This is a genomic window from Streptomyces sp. NBC_00210, assembly GCF_045160975.1.
In the GTDB taxonomy this organism is placed as follows: domain Bacteria; phylum Actinomycetota; class Actinomycetes; order Streptomycetales; family Streptomycetaceae; genus Streptomyces.
Genome location: NZ_CP108120.1, coordinates 2642789 through 2661686, shown reverse-complemented (window position 1 = coordinate 2661686; position 18898 = coordinate 2642789). Strand labels below are relative to the sequence as shown.

The window sequence follows — 18898 nt, the reverse complement described above, 5'->3', positions numbered from 1 at the left end:
CCACAGACGTCAGGCGGCTCCCAGATGGTTCCTCGGCGTCCAGCCAAGAACCGCGCTATCCCGGAGGTTGCAGGAACAATGACAGCCCTACGTTCGTCGAGAACCAGGCGGATCGCCGGAGCGGCGCTCGTCGTGGTCGCGCTCACGGCCACAGCGGCATGTGGTGGCGGCGACAAGGACGACAACGGCGGCAAGGCCGCCGGGTACAACGCCGGTGCGAAGGGTGTTGCCAACGCGTCCGCCAAGAAGGGCGGCACGCTGAAGTTCATCGGCAAGCAGGACTTCGACTCCACCGACCCGCAGCGCCAGTACTACGGCATGGCCTGGGACTTCTCCCGGTTCTACGCGCGCCAGCTGGTTTCCTACGCGCCGAAGCCGGGCGCCGGCGGCGCCGAGCTGGTGCCCGACCTCGCCAAGGCCAAGGGTGCGGTCTCCAACGGCGGCAAGACGTACACGTACGAGCTGCGCGACGGGATCACCTGGGAGGACGGCACGCCGATCACCTCCAAGGACATCAAGTACGGCATCGAGCGCATCTGGGCCACGGACGTCATCACCGGCGGTCCTGCCTACCTGCGTCAGGTCCTCGACCCCAAGACCGAGTACAAGGGTCCCTACAAGGACACGACGCCGGACAAGCTCGGTCTGAAGGCGATCCAGACGCCGAACGACAAGACCATCGTCTTCAACCTGGCGACGCCCAACGGTGACTTCGAGCAGATGCTCGCGATGCCGGCCGGCTCCCCGGTGAAGAAGGAGAAGGACACGGCGGGCAAGTACCAGCTCAAGCCGTTCTCCTCGGGCCCGTACAAGTTCGAGTCGTACACGCCCAAGAAGGGCGCTGTCCTCGTCCGCAACGACAAGTGGCAGAAGGCCTCCGACCCGATCCGCCCGGCGCTGCCGGACAAGATCACGGTCACGATCAACTCCAACATCGAGGCGATCGACCAGCTGCTCATCAAGGGCGAGTACGACGTCGACCTGAACGCCACCGGCATGTCCCAGTCGGGCCGTACCTCGGCGCTCAAGCAGCACAAGGACAACGTCGACAACATCTCGACCAGCTTCATCCGCTACGTCGACATCGCCACCAAGGTCGCGCCGTTCGACAACATCGAGTGCCGCAAGGCCGTGCTCTACGCGGCCGACTACAAGTCGATGCAGACGGTCCGCGGTGGCCCGGACGCCGGTGGCGACATCGCCACCAACATGCTGCCCAAGTCCATCGCGGGCTCGGACGACTACGACCCGTACGGCATCCTGGCGCGCGGCGGCAAGCCCGACGTCGCCAAGGCCAAGGCGGCCCTGGCCAAGTGCGGCAAGCCGGCCGGCTTCTCCACCGTCATCAGCGCCCGCAGCAACAACCCGGGCGAGGTCCAGGTCGCCGAGGCCCTGCAGCAGTCCCTGCAGGCGGTCGGCATCAAGGCCGAGGTCGAGCCGATCGACGGCGCCGAGTCCTCCAGCATCACCGGTTCGCCGGCCGTCGTGAAGAAGCGCGGTCTCGGACTGGTCATGACCGGCTGGGGCCCGGACTTCCCGACCGGTCAGGGCTTCTCGCAGCCGCTGATCGACGGCCGCTTCATCGTGCCGAACGGCAACTACAACGTCTCCGAGACGAACGACCCGAAGATCAACAAGTTCTTCGACGACGCTCTCAAGGAGACCGACCCCGCGAAGGCCGCCGAGATCTACAAGCAGATGAACCACGCGGTCGCGGACCTCGCCGTCCAGATGCCGTTCATCTACGAGAAGAACTTCACCTGGCGCGGCTCGAACCTGACGAACGCCTACTCCACCGCGGCGTACAACGGCCGTTACGACTACGTCTCCCTGGGCGTCGTCAAGTAACCGTCACTCGTGACGAGTCACACCCCACCATCGCCCAACCCGCCAGTCCCGAAGGGCAGGTGATGGCCTCGGGCGGCGGTCCGGGGAACCCGTAATCCGGGTTCCCCGGGCCGTCGCCGGGCCGCGCACAGTGCTTGCTTATGTCATCCGGCGTTTGTTCGCCGTCGCCATGATGCTGATGGTCGTGACTCTGACGACCTTCGTCATCTTCTTCGTGCTCCCGAAGTGGGCCGGTTCCGACCCGGCGTATCTCTTCGCCGGCAAGCAGACCGACCCCGCCTCCATCGAGGGAATCCGGCAGAAGCTGGGCCTCTCCGACCCGGTGCTGGTGCAGTTCTGGCACTTCGTCCAGGGCCTGTTCGCCGGTCGGGACTACGCCAACGGCGCGGATGTCACCCACTGCCCTGCCCCCTGCTTCGGCTACTCCTTCCGCACCGAGCAGGAGGTCTGGCCGCAGCTGACCGAGGCGATCCCGGTCACCCTGTCGCTCGCCGCGGGCGCCTGCCTGCTGTGGGTCGTCGGTGGTGTCGCCGCCGGCGTCGTCTCCGCGCTGCGCCGGGGCACCCTGTGGGACCGGACCGCGATGACCGTCGCACTGGCCGGCGTCTCGCTCCCCATCTACTTCACCGGTCTGCTCTCGCTGGCGATCTTCAGCTACCAGCTGGACTGGGTCAGCGGTGAGTTCAAGGCCTTCGGCGAGGACCCGGCCCAGTGGTTCCAGACGCTGATCCTGCCGTGGATCACGCTCGCCTTCCTCTACGCGGCGATGTACGCCCGGCTCACCCGGGCGACCATGCTGGAGATCATGGGCGAGGACTACATCCGTACGGCCCGCGCCAAGGGCCTCACGGAGCGGGTCGTCATCGGACGGCACGCGATGCGCTCCACCTGGACGCCGGTGCTGACCCTGCTGGGCCTCGACCTCGGCGCGCTGCTCGGTGGCGCGGTCCTCACCGAGTCCACGTACAACCTGCCCGGCCTGGGCCGGCTCGCGATCGACTCGATCAACACCAAGGATCTTCCGCTGATCCTCGGAGTCACGCTGTTCGCGGCCCTGTTCATCTGTGTGGCGAACCTCCTCGTGGACCTTCTGTACGCCGTGATCGACCCGCGAGTGAGGATCGGATGAGGCTGCGTTTTCCCGGGGGTAACCCCCGGACCCTCCCCCTGCCTTCGGCGGGGGGACCCCCGAGCCGGAATGACCGGCAGTCCGGCGTGACCAGTACGACATGGCGAGGTGAGTCGCAGTGAAGGACCCCGGCGCCAGCCCTGAGAAGAAGCTCGACGGTGAGCTTCTCGACGTCGACAAGCCCAGTGGCGAGCTTCCGGTGACCGGCACCGCGCTCGGCGAGCCCGCCGCGGTGGGCTCGCCCGCCCCCACGGCCTTCCTCGAAGTACGCGACCTCAAGGTCCACTTCCCGACCGACGACGGCCTGGTCAAGTCCGTCGACGGCCTCAGCTTCCAGCTGGAGAAGGGCAAGACCCTCGGTATCGTCGGCGAGTCCGGCTCCGGCAAGTCCGTCACCTCGCTCGGCATCATGGGCCTGCACACCGCGGGTCAGTACGGCCGCCGCAAGGCGCAGATCTCCGGCGAGGTCTGGCTCGACGGTCAGGAGCTGCTCGGCGCCGACCCGGACGAGGTACGCAAGCTGCGGGGCCGCCAGATGGCGATGATCTTCCAGGATCCGCTCTCCGCGCTGCATCCGTACTACACGATCGGCCGCCAGATCGTGGAGGCGTACCGCGTCCACAACGACGTCGACAAGAAGGTCGCCCGCAAGCGGGCCATCGAACTGCTCGACCGGGTGGGCATCCCGCAGCCCGACAAGCGCATCGACAACTACCCGCACGAGTTCTCCGGCGGTATGCGCCAGCGCGCGATGATCGCCATGTCGCTCGTGAACAACCCCGAACTGCTGATCGCCGACGAGCCGACGACGGCGCTGGACGTGACCGTCCAGGCGCAGATCCTCGACCTCATCCGGGATCTGCAGAAGGAGTTCGGCTCGGCGGTCATCATCATCACCCACGACCTCGGCGTCGTCGCCGAGCTGGCCGATGACATCCTGGTGATGTACGGCGGCCGGTGCATCGAACGCGGTCCGGCCGACAAGGTCTTCTACGAGCCGCAGCATCCCTACACCTGGGGCCTGCTGGGCTCGATGCCGCGGATCGACCGGGACCAGACCGAGCGCCTCATCCCGGTCAAGGGCTCCCCGCCCAGCCTGATCAACATCCCCGACGGCTGTGCCTTCAACCCGCGGTGCCCGTACGCGGATGTCCCCAAGGACAACCTGACGCGCACCGTCCGCCCCGAACTCCGCGAGGTCGGCAGCCGGCACTTCTCCGCCTGCCACATGTCGCAGGACGAGCGCACGCGGATCTGGACCGAAGAGATTGCGCCCAAGCTGTGAGCGAGAACGAAGTGAAGATCCCCGAGCAGTCGACCGGCGAGCCCGAGGCGCTGCTGAAGGTCGAGGGCCTGGTCAAGCACTTCCCCATCAGGAAGGGGCTGCTGCAGCGGCAGGCCGGGGCCGTCCAGGCGGTCGACGGGCTGACCTTCGACGTCCGCCCGGGCGAGACGCTGGGCGTGGTGGGCGAGTCCGGCTGCGGCAAGTCGACGATGGGCCGGCTGATCACCCGGCTGCTCGAACCGACCGGCGGGAAGATCGAGTTCGAGGGTCATGACATCACGCACCTGGGCGTCGGCAAGATGCGCCCGCTGCGTCGTGACGTCCAGATGATCTTCCAGGACCCCTACTCCTCGCTGAACCCGCGGCACACGATCGGCACGATCGTCTCCGCGCCGTTCAAGCTCCAGGGGGTGCGGCCCGAGGGCGGTGTCAAGAAGGAGGTCCAGCGCCTTCTCGAGCTGGTGGGCCTCAACCCCGAGCACTTCAACCGCTATCCGCACGAGTTCTCCGGCGGCCAGCGCCAGCGCATCGGCATCGCGCGTGCGCTCGCGCTCAAGCCGAAGCTGGTCGTGGCGGACGAGCCGGTCTCCGCGCTGGACGTGTCGATCCAGGCGCAGGTGGTGAACCTGCTGGACGACCTCCAGGACGAGCTCGGCCTGACGTATGTGATCATCGCGCACGACCTGTCGGTGATCCGGCATGTCTCGGACCGGATCGCGGTGATGTACCTCGGCAAGATCGTGGAGCTTGCGGACCGCAAGTCGCTGTACGAGTCGCCGATGCACCCGTACACCAAGGCGCTGCTGTCGGCGGTACCGGTGCCGGACCCGCGCAGGCGGGGCGGCAAGAGCGACCGGATCCTGCTGAAGGGCGATGTGCCGTCGCCGATCTCGCCGCCGTCGGGGTGCCGGTTCCATACGCGGTGCTGGAAGGCGACGGAGATCTGCAAGAAGCAGGAACCGCCACTGATCGCGCTTCGCCCGGGCCAGCAGGTGGCCTGCCATCACCCGGAGAACGCGCAGGACCGGGCGCCGGAGGATGTGGCGCTGCCGTCGGCGCGTGAGGCGATCGACATCGTCGCCTCGACACCGAAGTCCGAGGAGTCGGCGGACTCAGTGTCCGAGGTGGCCGAAGGTGCAGCCACGGCAGGCCTTGCGAAGGTCGACGCTGACGCGGAAGGCGACGACAAGCCCTAGGGGGTGAGCGTTGTCTGGCACCACCTTTCCCGAAGGGCACGGGGGAGAGGTGCCGTGCCAGGCGCGCCCTGACCCGGGGCGGGGCGGGTGGCCGGGCCGTCGGCTCAGGCACGCGGCGGCGAGCTCCGCTCCGTTCAGGCACGCGGCGGCGAGCTCCGCTCCGTAGAACCGGCACAATCGTTCGGTGCTCCTTGAACTGTTCACGCCCTCCGTCCAGCACGCGCTCGACCTCGCCGGGATCTTCGTATTCGCGATCTCCGGCGCACTGCTCGCCGTACGCAAGAACTTCGACGTCTTCGGAATCGCCGTGCTCGCCGAGGCCACCGCGCTGGGCGGAGGGCTGCTGCGTGACCTGATCATCGGGGCCGTCCCCCCGGCAGCCTTCGCCGATCTCGGGTACTTCCTCATGCCCCTCGTGGCGGCCGCCCTCGTCTTCTTCCTGCACCCGCACGTCGAGCGCATCCAGAACGGCGTCAACGTCTTCGACGCCGCCGGCCTCGGGCTGTTCTGCGTCACCGGCACCACCAAGGCGTACGAGTACGGGCTCAGCCTCACCTCGTCCGCCGTCCTCGGCCTCACCACCGCCGTCGGCGGTGGTGTGCTGCGGGACGTGCTCGCCAACGAGGTGCCCTCGCTGCTGCGCTGGGACCGCGACCTCTACGCCGTCCCCGCCATGGTCGGCGCCACCATGGTCGTCCTCAGCATCCGCTTCGACGCGTTGAACGCGGCCACCAGCGGACTCGCCGTGGTGACCGCATTCGTTCTGCGGCTGCTCGCCATGCGATTCCACTGGCGCGCGCCCCGCGCCTGGAACCGCCGATCCTCCGCCGCCGAGGAGGCGTAGGGCATCGGGGATCGCTGCCCGATGCCGTAGCGGCCCCTGCCGGGCCGCTCGTGCACAGCCTTCAAAAAGCTACCGCTCAGTAATTTTCTGTTGTACCGTGCCGCCATGGCACAGGCAGTACAGGCATCCATCGGGGACAGTGAGTTCGACCGCGACACCGCTGTCACCCTGCGCGCACCGGGCGTCTACGACGCGGAGCTCTCGGCGGGCTGGACGATCATCCACGCCGTCAACGGCGGCTATCTGCTGGCCTTGCTCGGCCGTGCGCTGGGCGACGCGCTGCCGCACGCCGACCCGTTCACGGTCTCGGCGCACTATCTGACGGCGTCCCAGCCGGGCCCCGCGGTGATCCGCACCGAGATCGTACGCACCGGCCGCACCCTGTCCACCGGACAGGCCTCGCTCTTCCAGTACGCGGAAGACGGCACCGAGGTCGAGCGCATCCGCGTCCTCGCGACGTACGGAGACCTCGACGCGCTCCCCGGCGACGTACGCACGACGGCGAAGCCGCCCGCGATGCCGGCGTTCCAGGACTGCCTCGGGCCGAGCGACGGGCCCGCGCCGAAGATCCCCGGCAGCTCGGCGATCACGGAACGCCTGAACATCAAGCTCGACCCGGCGACGGTCGGCTGGGCGGTCGGCGCGCCCTCCGGCAAGGGCGAGATGCGCGGCTGGTTCTCCCTGGCGGACGGCCGGGACGCGGACCCCTTCTCGCTGCTGCTCACGGTCGACGCGTTGCCGCCGACCTCGTTCGAGCTGGGCCTGAAGGGCTGGACGCCGACGGTCGAACTCACCACCCACATCCGCTGCCGCCCGGCGCCGGGCCCGCTGCGCGTCTCGATCACGACGCGCAATCTGGCGGGCGGGTTTCTGGAGGAGGACGCGGAGGTCTGGGACAGCGAGGACCGGCTGGTGGCGCAGTCGCGTCAGCTGGCGAAGGCGCCGCGCGACTGAGGATGCATACCCTTGTGGCTATATAACCACTGAGGTATGTTCGGGCTATGTCCATACCGTTCGACGTGCTGGCGGAGCCGAGCCGACGCAGGATCCTCGATCTGCTGCTGGAGCGACCGCATCTGGTCGGTGAGCTCACCGACCGGCTCGGCCTGAGCCAGCCCGGCACCTCGAAGCATCTGCGGGTGCTGCGGGAGGCCGGTCTGGTGCGGGTCCGCCGGGACGCGCAGCGGCGCTGGTACGAGCTGGCGCCCGAGCCGCTCGCGGAGCTCGACGCCTGGCTGGCGCACTACCGCCATCTGTGGGCCGGTCGCCTCGACGCTCTCGAACGGCATCTCGACGCGATGGAGGACGACTCCTCATGACCCCGCACCCCGAGCACTCCGAGCACCCCGACACCATCACCACGGCGGACGGCCGGACCGCGCTGCGGATGGAGCGCCGGCTCGCGCATCCGCCGCAGCGGGTCTGGGACGCGATCACCCAACCCGCGCATCTCGCCCAGTGGTTCCCCTCCGAGGTGACCGTGGAGCTCAGGCCCGGCGGGGCGATGGGCTTCCTGTTCCCCGGCGACAGCGAACCGGCGATGACGGGCACCGTGACCGACGCGGACGAGCCACGGGTCTTCGCCTTCAACTGGGGCGAGGACCATCTGCGCTGGGAGATCACCCCGGACGGCGAGGGCTCGCTGCTGACCCTCGTCCACACCTTCGGCGACCGCTACGGCGCGGCGAGCTTCGCATCCGGCTGGCACCTGTGCATGGCCGCGTTGGCGCAACACCTGGACGGCGAGCGGGCCGACGTCCGCCGCGACACGGGGGGCGAACTGCACGAGGCGTACGTCGAGCGGTTCGACCTGGGCCGCGGCGTCGTGGAGCACACGGCCGCCGGTAGCCGTATCCGCTTCGAACGCCAGCTGGTACGTCCTGTGGAGACGGTCTGGTCCGAACTGACCGCGGGCAGTGAGCCGTTGGAGGGCGAGCCGGCCCCGGAGGGCTTCACCACCCCGGCGACCCCACCGGGCCCGGTGACCGAGCTCCATGCCCCGGACCTGCTGGCGTACGCGGCCCCCGCCGGCGGCGAGGTCCGCTGGCAACTCACGAAGGGCACCGGCCACGGCCCACGCCTGAACCTGACCCAGACGCTCCCGCGACCGTCGGACGCGGAGGCCACGCTGTCTGCGTGGCAGACGCGCATCGACGAACTGGCGGCGACGCTGCGGAAGGGGTAGGGGCGCGACCTCGGGCCCGGCGTGCGGGAGGCCGCCGACCGAGCCCGGACCAGGGCCCGGGTCTCGCGTGGGGTGGGACACCTCGTGCCTCCCCGCGCGAAGCGGCCGCGGAGGGCGAGCGCGAGCCTCGCGGGGCGCGGGCCCCGTGCCTCCCCGAGGCGCGAAGCGCCCGCCGCCGCGGGGGCTGGGAACCTCGCACGCCCCGCGGCGCGAAGCTGCCGCCAGCCCGAGGGAGGGGGTGCCCTGCACTCCCACGGGCACTGCCGGCCCGGCCCGTTCTCGTCGTACGTCACTGCCCTGCTCGGGCTCGCCGTGGCGGGCCTTGCCGGCGGTGACCCTTCCGCGCTGCGGTCGCTCGCGCCGGCCCAACGGCTCGGCGAGCTACGGGAGTTCCAGCTGCGATGTCTGCGGAGCGGGCCCGGCGGATGGCGGAACCGACGGGGTGTCGGTGTACGCCGCCCTGGGGCGCGACGAGTTGCGGGCAGCGGCGCTGCGCGCGATCAGTGCGCCGCCGGGTCGCGATTGAACAGCGACTTCGACCAGAGGTAGCCGAGCACGGTCAGGGCCAGGCACCAGACGATGGCGAGCCATCCGTTGTGGCCGATCTCGGTGCCGAGCAGCAGGCCGCGCAGGGTTTCGATGGCGGGTGTGAAGGGCTGGTATTCGGCGATCGGCTGGAACCAGCCCGGCATTGCGTCGGCCGGGACGAAGGCGGTCGAGATGAGCGGGAGGAGGATCAGCGGCATGGCACTGTTGCCGGCCGCCTCGGCGTTCGGGCTGGCCATTCCCATCCCGACCGCGATCCAGGTGAGCGCCAGGGCGAACAGCGCGAGCAGCCCGAACGCCGCCAGCCACTCCAGAGCGGTTGCGTTGGTGGACCGGAAGCCGATGGCCACGGCGACGGCACCGACGAGGACCACGCTGGCAAGGCACTGCAGCACGCTGCCGACGACGTGCCCGATGATCACGGAGCCGCGGTGGATCGCCATCGTACGGAAGCGGGCGATGATGCCCTCGGTCATGTCGGTGGAGACGGACACCGCGGCCCCGACGACGGTGCTGCCGATGGTCATCAGCAGCAGGCCCGGGACGATATAGGCGATGTACTCGGAGCGGTCCGCGCCGCCGCCGCCGATGCCCGCGCTCATCGTGTCGCCGAAGATGTAGACGAAGAGCAGCAGCAGCATGATCGGCGTGAGCAGCAGGTTCAGGGTGAGGGACGGGTAGCGCCGGGCGTGCAGCAGGTTGCGGCGCAGCATGGTGTTCGAGTCGCGTACGGCGAGGGAGAAGGCGCTCATCGGACAGCCTCCTTGGGCTGGTTGGTGCCGCCGGTCAGGGCGAAGAAGACGTCGTCGAGGTCGGGGGTGTGCACGCTCAGCTCGTCCGCCTCGATGCCGGCCGCGTCCAGCCAGTCGAGGATGGAGCGCAGTTCGCGCTGGCTGCCGTCGCTGGGGATCTGCAGCGCCAGTGCCTCGTCGTTGCGGGTGACCTCGCGCAGGGCGACGGTGGCGGACTGGTATGCGGCCGGGTCGGTGAAGCGGAGCCGGACGTGCCCGCCGGGGATGAGCCGCTTCAGCTCCTCGGCGGCGCCCTCGGCGACGATCTTCCCGTCGTTGAGCACGGCGATACGGTCGGCGAGCTCGTCGGCCTCCTCCAGATACTGGGTGGTGAGGAAGACGGTGACGCCGTCGGAGACCAGACCGCGGATGATCCCCCACATGTTGTGGCGGGCGCGCGGGTCGAGGCCGGTGGTCGGCTCGTCGAGGAAGATGATCCGCGGGCCTCCGACCAGCGTCATGGCGATGTCGAGGCGGCGCTTCATGCCGCCGGAGTAGGTCGAGGCCGGCTTCTTCGCGGCCTCGGTCAGATCGAAGCGCTCCAGCAACTCGGCTGCCACCCGGCGGCCTTCACCGCGCGAGAGGTGGTGCAGGTCGCTCATGAGGAGCATGTTCTCTTCGCCGGTGATCAGGCCGTCGACGGCGGAGAACTGCCCGGTGACACCGATCGCGGCCCGCACCGCCTGCGGCTCGGCGGCAAGGTCGTGCCCGCCGACCCGCAGCTCGCCGGCGTCGGCGGTGATGAGGGTGGAGAGAATCTTGACGGCGGTGGTCTTGCCGGCGCCGTTCGGGCCGAGCAGGGAGAAGATCGTTCCTTCACAGACGGCCAGGTCGACGCCGTCGAGCACGACCTTGTCGCCGTAGGACTTGCGCAGCCCGTTCGCCGCGATCGCCCAGTTGGTCATGAGGGGCGCTCCTTAGAAGCTGCGGGCGGTGATGTCGCCGTGGTCGGTGGTCGCGTGGATGTTCAGGCCGGCGGCGGCGCCTTCGGTGTTCTTCAGCGCGTTGTGAATCCGGCCGTAGCCGGTGCCGGCGTCCAGGGAGGCGGAAACTCCGGCCGCGGCGCCGACCGACACGTCGCCGGCCTGGGTGCGCAGCACGACCGTGCCGGACGCGGCCTCGGTGATGTGGATGTCGCCCTGTTGGGTGCTGATCTCCGCGGGGCCGGTAAGGCGGCCGACCGCGACGTCACCGGCGTAGGCGGTGAGGCGGACGCTCGCGGCCTCGTCGATCTTGATCGCGCCGTGTGCGCCCTCGCAGGCGACGTCGCCGAGGCGTCCGACGGCCCGGAATTCGGCGCAGGACGCCTTCGCTTCGATTCTCGAGCCGGCGGGCAGCTGGATGGTCACCTCGATGGACCCGGAGGGGCCGAAGTACTGGCTCTTCGCCGCCGGGGCCTCGATCCGCAGGACGCCGTCGCCGTATGCGACCGTGGACTGCTCCGCCGCCTTCACATCGCGGCCCTTCGAGGCGTTTGCGGGCAGGACATCCACCGTCGTGTCAGCGCGGTCGGCGGCGATGAACTGGATGCGCCCCGCGGGAATGTCCAGGACGGCGGTGATCGGGGCGGGGGTGTCGAACGTCTGCATCGTGCTCTCCAGTGTTCGTTGTTTCTGACACCGGAAACGCTACGTTGCATTCAAGGATCACTCAACATACTTGTTGCGCAGAATCATCATCTGTGCAGGTAGATGTCAGTGCATCGTTGCAATGGTGCTGCGGCTTAACGCAACAACAGCTCCTTGATGCGTTGCAATGATCTGGAAGTGAACGCTATGTTGGGGGCATCAAGGAAGCGTGAAGGGAGATCGTGATGCCGGGAGGCAGGCTCACCCAGCAGGAACGCCGGCAGATCGCACTGGGGTTGGCCGACGGCCTCGCCTACGCGGAGATCGCCCGAGGTCTCGAGCGCCCCACCTCGACGATCACGCGTGAGGTGATGCGCAACGGCGGCCCCACCGCCTACCGTGCCGACCTGGCCCACCGCGCCACCGAACGCCGCGCCCACCGGCGCAGGCAGACCGCGCACCGCGGGCAGGGGGCCCCGGCGCAGGCCCACGGACGCGACGACGAGGCCGTGCGCGAGTACGAGGAGATGTTCACCACCATCCTCATGCAATCGGGCCTGCCCAAGATGATGGCCCGGGTGCTGACCTGCCTCTACATCACCGACGCCGGCAGCCTCACCGCCTCCGAGCTCGTCCAGCGCCTCCAGGTCAGCCCGGCGTCCATCTCCAAAGCCATCACCGCGCTCGAGAGCATGACCCTCATCCGCCGGGAACCAGGCGAACGCCGCCGCGAGCGCTACGTCGTCGACGACGACATCTGGTACCAGTCGATGATCGACAGCGCCCGATCCAACGCCCAGCTCGCCGAGGCCGCGCGGCAGGGCGTCGGCATCCTCGGCCGCGACACCCCGGCCGCCGCCCGCCTCGAGAACGTCGCCCGCTTCCTCGACTTCGTCGGCGAGAGCATCATCCGCGCCGCGGAGCAGGCCCGCGAGGTCCTCTACACGAAAGCCGAAGCGACCTCGGGCGGCACTGCCGAGTCAAGTTCAGAACCCGGATAGACAGCCATCTCGATGGTCACAGCCAGTGGTGCCCGCGCCGGACCCGTCAACCTGAGCCGACCTCACCGCGCGCCCGCCAGGCGGCCTCGTTCATGCGGGGGTCGGTCAGGTCGGCAAAGTATGCGGCTGGTGTCTGGGCCAAGGACTCCGGGGCCGGGTCAGACCTCGCGGCCCAGCCACGCCGCCAAGCGCGCGTACGCATCCGCGTCCGGCCCCGCCTCCCGCACCGTCCCGAACGGCACATCCTCCCCCCGGCTGTCCGCCGGCAGGACCTCCCGGGCGATCGGCAGGATCACCTCCGCCAACTCCGCGTCCAGGGCCAGCGGATGCCCCAGCGCCTGCGACAGATCCCACGTATGCGTCACCGTCTCCATCACATAGCCCCCGACCGCCGCCGCCCCCGGCAGCGCCGTCGCCCACGGCACCGCCACCAGCCCGCCAAGCTTCGCGTCCTGCGACCACCCTGCCGTGAAGCGGGCCCTCGCCTCCTCGTACGCCGCGCTCCAGCCGTCGTCCGCGATGCCGTCCATCCGCGCCGGCACCGACAGCCAGTCGCCGCCCTCGCCGATGTGCGCGATCCGGTGCGTACCGCCGACGACATGGGACACCAGCGCCCGTACGTCGTACTCCGTACACGGCGTCGGATCGCCCAGCCGCTCCGGCGTCACCGTCTTGAGCAGGCCCGCGAACTGGTCGGCCGCGCGCTCGTACAGGGGGCGGGGGTCCTGCATGGTGTTCTTGGCGTTCATGGCGTCCGTCTTCTCCTCATGTCCCGGTCTCGCTGACGGCACGCACTCTGCACGGATAACCTGACACCCACCGTCAAGTTTTCCGGAGACCCTCTCACCTGTGAAATCAGACCGGCTGCTCTCGATCCTGCTGCTGCTCCAGACCCGCGGTCTCGTCCCCGCCGCCGAGCTCGCCGAGCGGCTCGAAGTCTCCGTACGCACCATCTATCGCGACATCGAGTCGCTCTCCGCCTCCGGCGTGCCCGTCTACGCCGAACGCGGGCGGCACGGCGGCATCGCGCTGCTGCCCGGATTCCGTACCGACGTCACGGGACTGACCGCCGACGAGTCCCGCGCCCTGTTCGTGCTCGCGGCCCAGGGCGCGCACTCCGCGCTCGGCCTCGACGAGGCGCTCGGCTCGGCCTTGCGCAAGGTCATGGCGGCGCTGCCCGAACCGCACCGGCCCGCCGCCGAGTTGACGAGCCGTCGGATCCTGGTGGATCCGGCCCGCTGGATGCGCGGGACGCAGCCTGCCGTGGATCTGGACGTGCTGAACTCCGCGGTCTTCACCGACCGGCGGCTGCGGCTGCGCTACCGCCACAGCGGCACGACCGAGCCGCGGACGTACACGCTCGATCCGTACGGACTCGTCGTCAAGGCGGGCGTCTGGTACCTGGTCGCCGATCACCGGGCCGCGCCCCGGCTGTTCCGGGCGGACCGGGTGCTCGCAGCGACCCTGACCGACGCCCCGGTGCGCCGGCGTGCCGGGCAGGAGCTGGCGGACGTCTGGGAGGTGCTGCGCCGTCAGGTCGAGGACCGGCCCGCGGACGTACGTGTGACGGTGCGGGTGCGGGCGGACCGGCTCGACCTGTTCCTGCGCATCCAGGCGAGTCAACTCGCCGCGGAGCCGGTGCCGGCGGGGGAGTGGGCGCACGTGGAGCTCGCCCTTGCGTCGACGATGGCGGCTCGCGCGCTGCTGGCGTTCGGCGAGAGCGTGGAGGTGCTTTCGCCGCCCGAGGCCCGCGAGGAGCTGGCCCAAGCCGCCGCCGCGGTCGTCGAGTTGTACGGCAACCGCGCGCCCGGTCCGGCCGATGCCGGCGTCCGCGTGCCCCGTCCGGCCGACGGGGGCGAAGGCGACCGCGTGCGCGGTCCGGCGGCCGACGGGGGCGAAGGCGACCGCGTGCGCGGTCCGGCCGGCGGAGGCGAAGGCGTCCGTGCCGTCAGTCCAGCCAGTGGCGGCGGCCCAGGCTGATCAGCCGCAGTTGACGCCGCGCCAGCGATCCGACCTGCTCCTCGCCCTCCGGACCCGCCTCCAGGAACGTGTACGCGGTCACCACCATGTGGTCCACATACAGCCCCGCCAGCATCATCAGGTCCGCCTCGCTCCATCCCGCTGCCTCCGGCTCCCGGGCGAACGCCGCCGCCACCTCCTCGGCGAACCGCCGCAGTTGGGCGCCGATGGCCTCCCGTACGGGCTGCACACCGCCGGACCGCTCGCGTGCGATGAAGCGGACGTGAGCGGGGGATGTCCGCACCAGCTCGGCGATGAGCCCGACGGTCCGGTCGATGCGTACGTCGTCGCCGTTCTCGGCGAGCGCCTCGCCGATCGTGGCGTGCAGACTGCCCAGCGCCTCCTCGACGAGTGCGACGCCGAGGTCGGCCGTGTCCCGGAAGTGCCGGTAGAACGCCGTCGGGGCCACACCCACTGCCCGGGTCACCTCACGCAGTCCGAGGCTGCTCAGACTCTGCTCCTCGAGCAGCTGCAGCGCGGCGTCCAGGAGAGCCTGACGGGTCTTCTGTTTCTGGGCCTGACGAATCCCGAGGGTGTGACTCATAACATTCAGTAAACAACCGTTCTCTCAAAAAAGGAAGTGTAGACTCAGCAGTCAGTGAACAGTCGTACTCTCAAGTGTTCACCAAGAATTCGAAAGGAAGACGATGATCGCCCTCGTCGCAGCGCTTCTCCTGCTGGGAATTCTGCTGGGCGCCGTGGCCCAACTTCCCGTCTCCGTAACCATCGTGGCGTGCTCCGTCATCGGCGCATGGCTGCTCGTCTTCGCCGTGCGCGAGCGTCGCGCACGCCACCACTGACCCGGAAGGAGCAGAACCACCATGCAACTCACCGCTATCGCCCGCGCCGCGCGCACCACACGCACGGAGAGCACCCTCGGGGACGCCGCCGTCCGGGGCGTCGACCGTGACCCCGTCCGCGAGCCCGACCGTGACGCGGGCAGTTCCAACGCCGAGCCCGAGGCCCGGCGCGCGTTGCGCCGGGACGCCGACGGCATGGCCGTCGCCGCCTTCGTGCTCGGCCTCGTCGGCCTGCTTGTGATGAACATCCTGCTCGGCCCGATCGCCATCGTGCTGGCGGGACTCGCCCTCTGGCGCGGCACCGCACGTCGCGGCCGTGCCCTGCTCGGCCTCACCCTCGGCCTCGCCGATCTGGCCGTCCTCGCCGTGCTGATCAGCGCGAACGGAACCGTCGTCTGGGGCCTCGGCGACTGACACCGCAGTCGGGGAACGCCTCAGAAAGATCAGGGGAAAGCCGGGGAAAGGCAGAGAAAGCCGGGGAAAGGCAGAGAAAGCCGGGGAAAGCCCGGGGAAAACGGCGCCCGCACGCCCGTGCCTCCCTGCGCCGAGTCCGCGCCCCCGCCGGGCCTCGTAGAATCGTGGCCACCATGGCATACCTCGACCACGCTGCGACCACTCCGATGCTGCCGGAGGCCGTCGAGGCGATGACCGCGCAGCTCACCGTCACCGGCAACGCCTCCGCGCTGCACGCGGCCGGGCGCCGGGCCCGCCGCGCGGTCGAGGAGGCCCGCGAGACCCTGGCGGACGCGCTCGGCGCGCGGCCCAGCGAGGTGGTCTTCACCTCCGGCGGCACCGAGGCCGACAACCTGGCCGTGAAGGGCCTGTACTGGCAGCGGCGCGACGCCGACCCGGCCAGGACCCGGGTCCTGGCCAGCCCCGTCGAGCATCACGCCGTCCTCGATGCCGTCCACTGGTTGGGTGAGCACGAGGGCGCGACGATCGAGTATCTGCCGGTCGACGCGTACGGACGGGTGCACCCCGAAACCCTGCGCGAAGCCATCGGGCGCAACCCCGACGATGTCGCTCTCGCCACCGTGATGTGGGCCAACAATGAGATCGGCACCGTCATGCCGGTGGCCGAACTGTCCGCCGCGGCAAGGGAGTTCGACGTCCCGCTGCATGCCGACGCGGTTCAGGCGTTCGGCCAGCTCGACATCGACTTCGCCGCGTCGGGACTGGCCGCGATGACCGTGTCCGGGCACAAGATCGGCGGTCCGTACGGCATCGGCGCGCTGCTGCTCGGACGCGAGTACACCCCGGTTCCCGTCCTGCACGGCGGCGGCCAGGAGCGCCACGTCCGCTCCGGCACCCTGGACGCCCCCGCGATCGCCTCTTTCGCCGTGGCCGGCCGCATCGCCGCGGAGCGCCGCGAGGAGTTCGCCCGCGAGATCGGCGCACTGCGCGACGAACTTGTCCAGGCGGTGCGTACGGCGGTCCCGGACGCGATCCTCGGCGGTGACCCGGACGACCGCCTCCCCGCCAACGCCCACTTCACCTTCCCCGGCTGCGAGGGCGACTCGCTGCTGCTGCTCCTGGACGCGCAGGGCATCGAGTGCTCCACCGGCTCCGCGTGCACCGCCGGAGTCGCCCAGCCCAGCCATGTCCTCCTGGCCACCGGCACCGACCCCGACCTGGCGCGCGGCACGCTGCGCTTCAGCCTCGGGCACACTTCCACGAAGGCGGATGTGGACGCGGTCGCCGAGGCCATCGGCCCGGCGGTGGAGCGGGCCCGCACGGCGGGACTCAGCTAGTCCGTACGGCGGGCCCGGCCCGTTTCCGTACGACAGGATCAGCCGCTGTGCCCCGCGACCTCGCGCGCTCTCGGCAGCGCCTTCCGCACCAGCGCCAGATACCGGTTCCAGTCCCAGTGCGGACCGGGATCCGTGTGGTCCGTCCCCGGTACCTCCACATGCCCGATGATGTGCTCCCGATCCACCGGGATGTCGTACCGCGCACAGATTCTTGCCGTGAGCTGCGCCGATGAGCTGTACATCGCGTCCGTGAAGTCCGCAGGCCGGTCCACGAAGCCCTCGTGCTCTATGCCGATGCTGCGTTCGTTGTACGAGCGGTTTCCCGAGTGGAAGGCCACATCCAGCTCGCGGATCATCTGCGCCACATGCCCGTCCTTGCGAACGACGTAGTGCGCCGCGGCCCCGTGCCCCGGGTCCTTGAAGACCTTCAGCGCCGTCAGAAAGCTGCCCTGGACGACATGGATGACCACGCGGTCGATGACATAGTCGTCGGGCCGGTCGGCGAGCCGCCAGTTTGCCCGGGAGGCCGCCGTCCACTCGGCGCCGGGGTAGTCGAGCTCACCCTCCTTACGCGGCTTCGCCATCCCCGGCAGCCGCCACCAGGCACGTCTCAGCTCGTCCTGCAGCAGCGCACCGGTCCCGAGCACCACGGCCCCGCCGCCGATCAGCACGGCACGCCTGCTTGGCCTCCGCCCGCCCCCGCGCTTCGATTCGCTCCCCATGCGATCCACAACGCATACTCGCGAGCTTTCGGTTCCCCGGGCCCCTTACCCTGGTAGAGCTATGACTCCTCAGACTCCCCAGCGCCCCCTCCGAGTACTCGCCGCCATGTCGGGCGGCGTGGACTCCGCCGTCGCCGCAGCCCGGGCCGCGGAGGCCGGACACGATGTCACCGGTGTGCACCTGGCGCTCTCCGCGAACCCGCAGTCGTTCCGTACGGGCGCGCGCGGCTGCTGCACCATCGAGGACTCGCGCGATGCCCGCCGCGCCGCGGACGTCATCGGCATCCCGTTCTATGTGTGGGATCTCGCCGAGCGCTTCCGCGAGGACGTGGTCGAGGACTTCATCGCGGAGTACGAGGCGGGCCGCACGCCCAATCCCTGTCTGCGCTGCAACGAGAAGATCAAGTTCGCGGCCCTGCTGGACAAGGCCCTGGCGCTCGGCTTCGACGCGGTGTGCACGGGCCACTACGCGACGGTGATCGTCGACGAGGACGGCTCGCGCGAGCTGCACCGGGCGTCCGACATGGCCAAGGACCAGTCGTACGTCCTCGGAGTGCTCGACGAGCGGCAGCTGGCGCACGCCATGTTCCCGCTGGGCGACACCCTCACCACCAAGGGCGAGATCCGGGCGGAGGCCGAGCGCAGGGGCCTCGCGGTCGCGAAGAAGCCCGACAGCCACGACATCTGCTTCATCGCGGACGGCGACACCCAGGGCTTCCTCGCGAGCCGCCTGGGCACGGCGGAGGGCGACATCGTCGACGAGTCGGGCGCGAAGCTGGGCACACACGACGGGGCCTTCGGCTTCACCATCGGCCAGCGCAAGGGGCTGCGCATCGGCCACCCCGCCCCCGATGGCAAGCCGCGCTACGTCCTGGACATCTCGCCGGTGAACAACAGAGTGACGGTCGGCCCGGTCGAGGCGCTGGACGTCACGGCCCTGACGGCGATCAAGCCCCGCTGGTGCGGGACGGCTCCGGCCGGCCCGGGTACGTACACGGCACAGCTGCGCGCCCACGGCGGCGAGACACCGGTGACCGCCGAGCTGGTCGGTGACGAGCTCCAGGTCTCCTTCGACGAGCCGGTCCGGGGTGTGGCGCCCGGCCAGGCGATCGTGCTGTACGACGGCACGCGGGTGGTCGGCTCGGCGACGATCGCGACCACCGAGCGTGCGGCTGTGCCTGCCGCCTAGCCGCACCCACGGCTGTGCCTGCCG

19 protein-coding genes and 1 pseudogene are annotated in these 18898 nt (G+C 69.9%); 14 read left to right on the top strand and 6 right to left on the bottom strand.

Annotated elements, in window-relative coordinates:
- Positions 1-78 precede the first annotated feature (78 nt).
- The 8 genes from OG729_RS11895 to OG729_RS11860 all read left to right on the top strand — a co-directional run bounded on the left by OG729_RS11895 (position 79) and on the right by OG729_RS11860 (position 8487).
- Positions 79-1848: an ABC transporter substrate-binding protein gene (locus OG729_RS11895; protein WP_405805918.1), complete on the top strand. Its 1770-nt coding sequence runs from the start codon at positions 79-81 to the stop codon at positions 1846-1848.
- A 130-nt stretch (positions 1849-1978) separates the two neighbouring features.
- Entirely contained in the window at positions 1979-2977 is a 999-nt protein-coding gene (locus OG729_RS11890) for an ABC transporter permease (protein WP_360881226.1), read from the top strand.
- 199 nt (positions 2978-3176) lie between these two features.
- Positions 3177-4262: an ABC transporter ATP-binding protein gene (locus tag OG729_RS11885; RefSeq protein ID WP_360881277.1), complete on the top strand. Its 1086-nt coding sequence runs from the start codon at positions 3177-3179 to the stop codon at positions 4260-4262.
- Positions 4259-5458, top strand: a complete 1200-nt coding sequence (locus tag OG729_RS11880) for an ABC transporter ATP-binding protein (RefSeq protein ID WP_405805917.1) — start codon at positions 4259-4261, stop codon at positions 5456-5458. Before OG729_RS11885 ends, OG729_RS11880 begins: the two co-directional genes overlap by 4 nt.
- Positions 5459-5642: 184 nt before the next feature.
- The gene (locus OG729_RS11875) at positions 5643-6302 is read left to right on the top strand and encodes a trimeric intracellular cation channel family protein (protein ID WP_360881222.1); all 660 of its coding nucleotides are present in this window, start codon (positions 5643-5645) and stop codon (positions 6300-6302) included.
- Between the two features lie 105 nt (positions 6303-6407).
- Positions 6408-7256 carry a thioesterase family protein gene (locus OG729_RS11870; protein ID WP_405805915.1) on the top strand — a complete coding sequence of 283 codons (849 nt, stop codon included), beginning with the start codon at positions 6408-6410 and terminating at the stop codon, positions 7254-7256.
- 47 nt (positions 7257-7303) lie between these two features.
- Positions 7304-7621 (top strand): metalloregulator ArsR/SmtB family transcription factor, encoded by a 318-nt coding sequence (locus OG729_RS11865; RefSeq protein WP_360881218.1) that lies wholly within the window; start codon positions 7304-7306, stop codon positions 7619-7621.
- On the top strand, positions 7618-8487 hold the full coding sequence (locus OG729_RS11860) for an SRPBCC family protein (RefSeq protein ID WP_405805913.1): 870 nt from the start codon (positions 7618-7620) through the stop codon (positions 8485-8487). The genes OG729_RS11865 and OG729_RS11860 overlap by 4 nt, the downstream gene beginning before the upstream one ends.
- A gap of 500 nt (positions 8488-8987) precedes the next feature.
- Here the strand turns inward: OG729_RS11860 and OG729_RS11855 are convergent, their stop codons facing one another.
- From OG729_RS11855 to OG729_RS11845, 3 genes are read right to left on the bottom strand one after another with little or no spacing between them, the layout of a single operon-like run.
- Positions 8988-9785: an ABC transporter permease gene (locus OG729_RS11855; RefSeq protein ID WP_405805911.1), complete on the bottom strand. Its 798-nt coding sequence runs from the start codon at positions 9783-9785 to the stop codon at positions 8988-8990.
- On the bottom strand, positions 9782-10729 hold the full coding sequence (locus OG729_RS11850) for an ATP-binding cassette domain-containing protein (RefSeq protein ID WP_405805910.1): 948 nt from the start codon (positions 10727-10729) through the stop codon (positions 9782-9784). Before OG729_RS11850 ends, OG729_RS11855 begins: the two co-directional genes overlap by 4 nt.
- A gap of 12 nt (positions 10730-10741) precedes the next feature.
- Entirely contained in the window at positions 10742-11413 is a 672-nt protein-coding gene (locus OG729_RS11845; RefSeq protein WP_405805909.1) for a DUF4097 family beta strand repeat-containing protein, read from the bottom strand.
- A 224-nt stretch (positions 11414-11637) separates the two neighbouring features.
- Here OG729_RS11845 and OG729_RS11840 point away from each other — a divergent pair, with 224 nt between their 5' ends.
- Positions 11638-12393, top strand: a complete 756-nt coding sequence (locus OG729_RS11840) for a helix-turn-helix domain-containing protein (RefSeq protein ID WP_405805908.1) — start codon at positions 11638-11640, stop codon at positions 12391-12393.
- Between the two features lie 158 nt (positions 12394-12551).
- Here the strand turns inward: OG729_RS11840 and OG729_RS11835 are convergent, their stop codons facing one another.
- Positions 12552-13142 carry a TIGR03086 family metal-binding protein gene (locus OG729_RS11835; RefSeq protein WP_405805907.1) on the bottom strand — a complete coding sequence of 197 codons (591 nt, stop codon included), beginning with the start codon at positions 13140-13142 and terminating at the stop codon, positions 12552-12554.
- A 100-nt stretch (positions 13143-13242) separates the two neighbouring features.
- On the opposite strand from OG729_RS11835, the pseudogene OG729_RS11830 reads away from it, so the two are divergent.
- Positions 13243-14187 (top strand): annotated as a pseudogene (locus tag OG729_RS11830) (helix-turn-helix transcriptional regulator); the annotation flags it as partial.
- A gap of 154 nt (positions 14188-14341) precedes the next feature.
- Here OG729_RS11830 and OG729_RS11825 read toward each other — a convergent pair.
- Entirely contained in the window at positions 14342-14956 is a 615-nt protein-coding gene (locus OG729_RS11825; protein ID WP_360881204.1) for a TetR family transcriptional regulator, read from the bottom strand.
- A 103-nt stretch (positions 14957-15059) separates the two neighbouring features.
- Here OG729_RS11825 and OG729_RS11820 point away from each other — a divergent pair, with 103 nt between their 5' ends.
- The 3 genes from OG729_RS11820 (at position 15060) to OG729_RS11810 (ending at position 16963) form a co-directional block, all read left to right on the top strand.
- Entirely contained in the window at positions 15060-15212 is a 153-nt protein-coding gene (locus OG729_RS11820; protein WP_360881202.1) for a hypothetical protein, read from the top strand.
- A gap of 21 nt (positions 15213-15233) precedes the next feature.
- On the top strand, positions 15234-15626 hold the full coding sequence (locus OG729_RS11815; RefSeq protein ID WP_405805906.1) for a hypothetical protein: 393 nt from the start codon (positions 15234-15236) through the stop codon (positions 15624-15626).
- A gap of 173 nt (positions 15627-15799) precedes the next feature.
- On the top strand, positions 15800-16963 hold the full coding sequence (locus tag OG729_RS11810; RefSeq protein ID WP_405811112.1) for a cysteine desulfurase family protein: 1164 nt from the start codon (positions 15800-15802) through the stop codon (positions 16961-16963).
- Between the two features lie 38 nt (positions 16964-17001).
- Here the strand turns inward: OG729_RS11810 and OG729_RS11805 are convergent, their stop codons facing one another.
- Complete coding sequence (locus OG729_RS11805) at positions 17002-17685, bottom strand: N-acetylmuramoyl-L-alanine amidase (protein ID WP_405805904.1); 684 nt, start codon at positions 17683-17685, stop codon at positions 17002-17004.
- 61 nt (positions 17686-17746) lie between these two features.
- Between OG729_RS11805 and mnmA the strand changes: the two genes are divergently transcribed.
- Positions 17747-18874, top strand: a complete 1128-nt coding sequence (gene mnmA, locus OG729_RS11800; protein ID WP_360881194.1) for a tRNA 2-thiouridine(34) synthase MnmA — start codon at positions 17747-17749, stop codon at positions 18872-18874.
- The last annotated feature ends 24 nt before the right edge of the window (positions 18875-18898 follow it).

Coding starts and splice junctions, on each gene's coding strand:
- mnmA (WP_360881194.1), top strand. CDS start 17,747: ATGACTCCTCAGACTCCCCAGCGCCCCCTCCGAGTACTCGCCGCCATG.
- OG729_RS11840 (WP_405805908.1), top strand. CDS start 11,638: ATGCCGGGAGGCAGGCTCACCCAGCAGGAACGCCGGCAGATCGCACTG.
- OG729_RS11810 (WP_405811112.1), top strand. CDS start 15,800: ATGGCATACCTCGACCACGCTGCGACCACTCCGATGCTGCCGGAGGCC.
- OG729_RS11825 (WP_360881204.1), bottom strand. CDS start 14,956: ATGAGTCACACCCTCGGGATTCGTCAGGCCCAGAAACAGAAGACCCGT.
- OG729_RS11865 (WP_360881218.1), top strand. CDS start 7,304: ATGTCCATACCGTTCGACGTGCTGGCGGAGCCGAGCCGACGCAGGATC.
- OG729_RS11870 (WP_405805915.1), top strand. CDS start 6,408: ATGGCACAGGCAGTACAGGCATCCATCGGGGACAGTGAGTTCGACCGC.
- OG729_RS11805 (WP_405805904.1), bottom strand. CDS start 17,685: ATGGGGAGCGAATCGAAGCGCGGGGGCGGGCGGAGGCCAAGCAGGCGT.
- OG729_RS11855 (WP_405805911.1), bottom strand. CDS start 9,785: ATGAGCGCCTTCTCCCTCGCCGTACGCGACTCGAACACCATGCTGCGC.
- OG729_RS11895 (WP_405805918.1), top strand. CDS start 79: ATGACAGCCCTACGTTCGTCGAGAACCAGGCGGATCGCCGGAGCGGCG.
- OG729_RS11820 (WP_360881202.1), top strand. CDS start 15,060: ATGATCGCCCTCGTCGCAGCGCTTCTCCTGCTGGGAATTCTGCTGGGC.
- OG729_RS11860 (WP_405805913.1), top strand. CDS start 7,618: ATGACCCCGCACCCCGAGCACTCCGAGCACCCCGACACCATCACCACG.
- OG729_RS11850 (WP_405805910.1), bottom strand. CDS start 10,729: ATGACCAACTGGGCGATCGCGGCGAACGGGCTGCGCAAGTCCTACGGC.
- OG729_RS11845 (WP_405805909.1), bottom strand. CDS start 11,413: ATGCAGACGTTCGACACCCCCGCCCCGATCACCGCCGTCCTGGACATT.
- OG729_RS11835 (WP_405805907.1), bottom strand. CDS start 13,142: ATGAACGCCAAGAACACCATGCAGGACCCCCGCCCCCTGTACGAGCGC.
- OG729_RS11815 (WP_405805906.1), top strand. CDS start 15,234: ATGCAACTCACCGCTATCGCCCGCGCCGCGCGCACCACACGCACGGAG.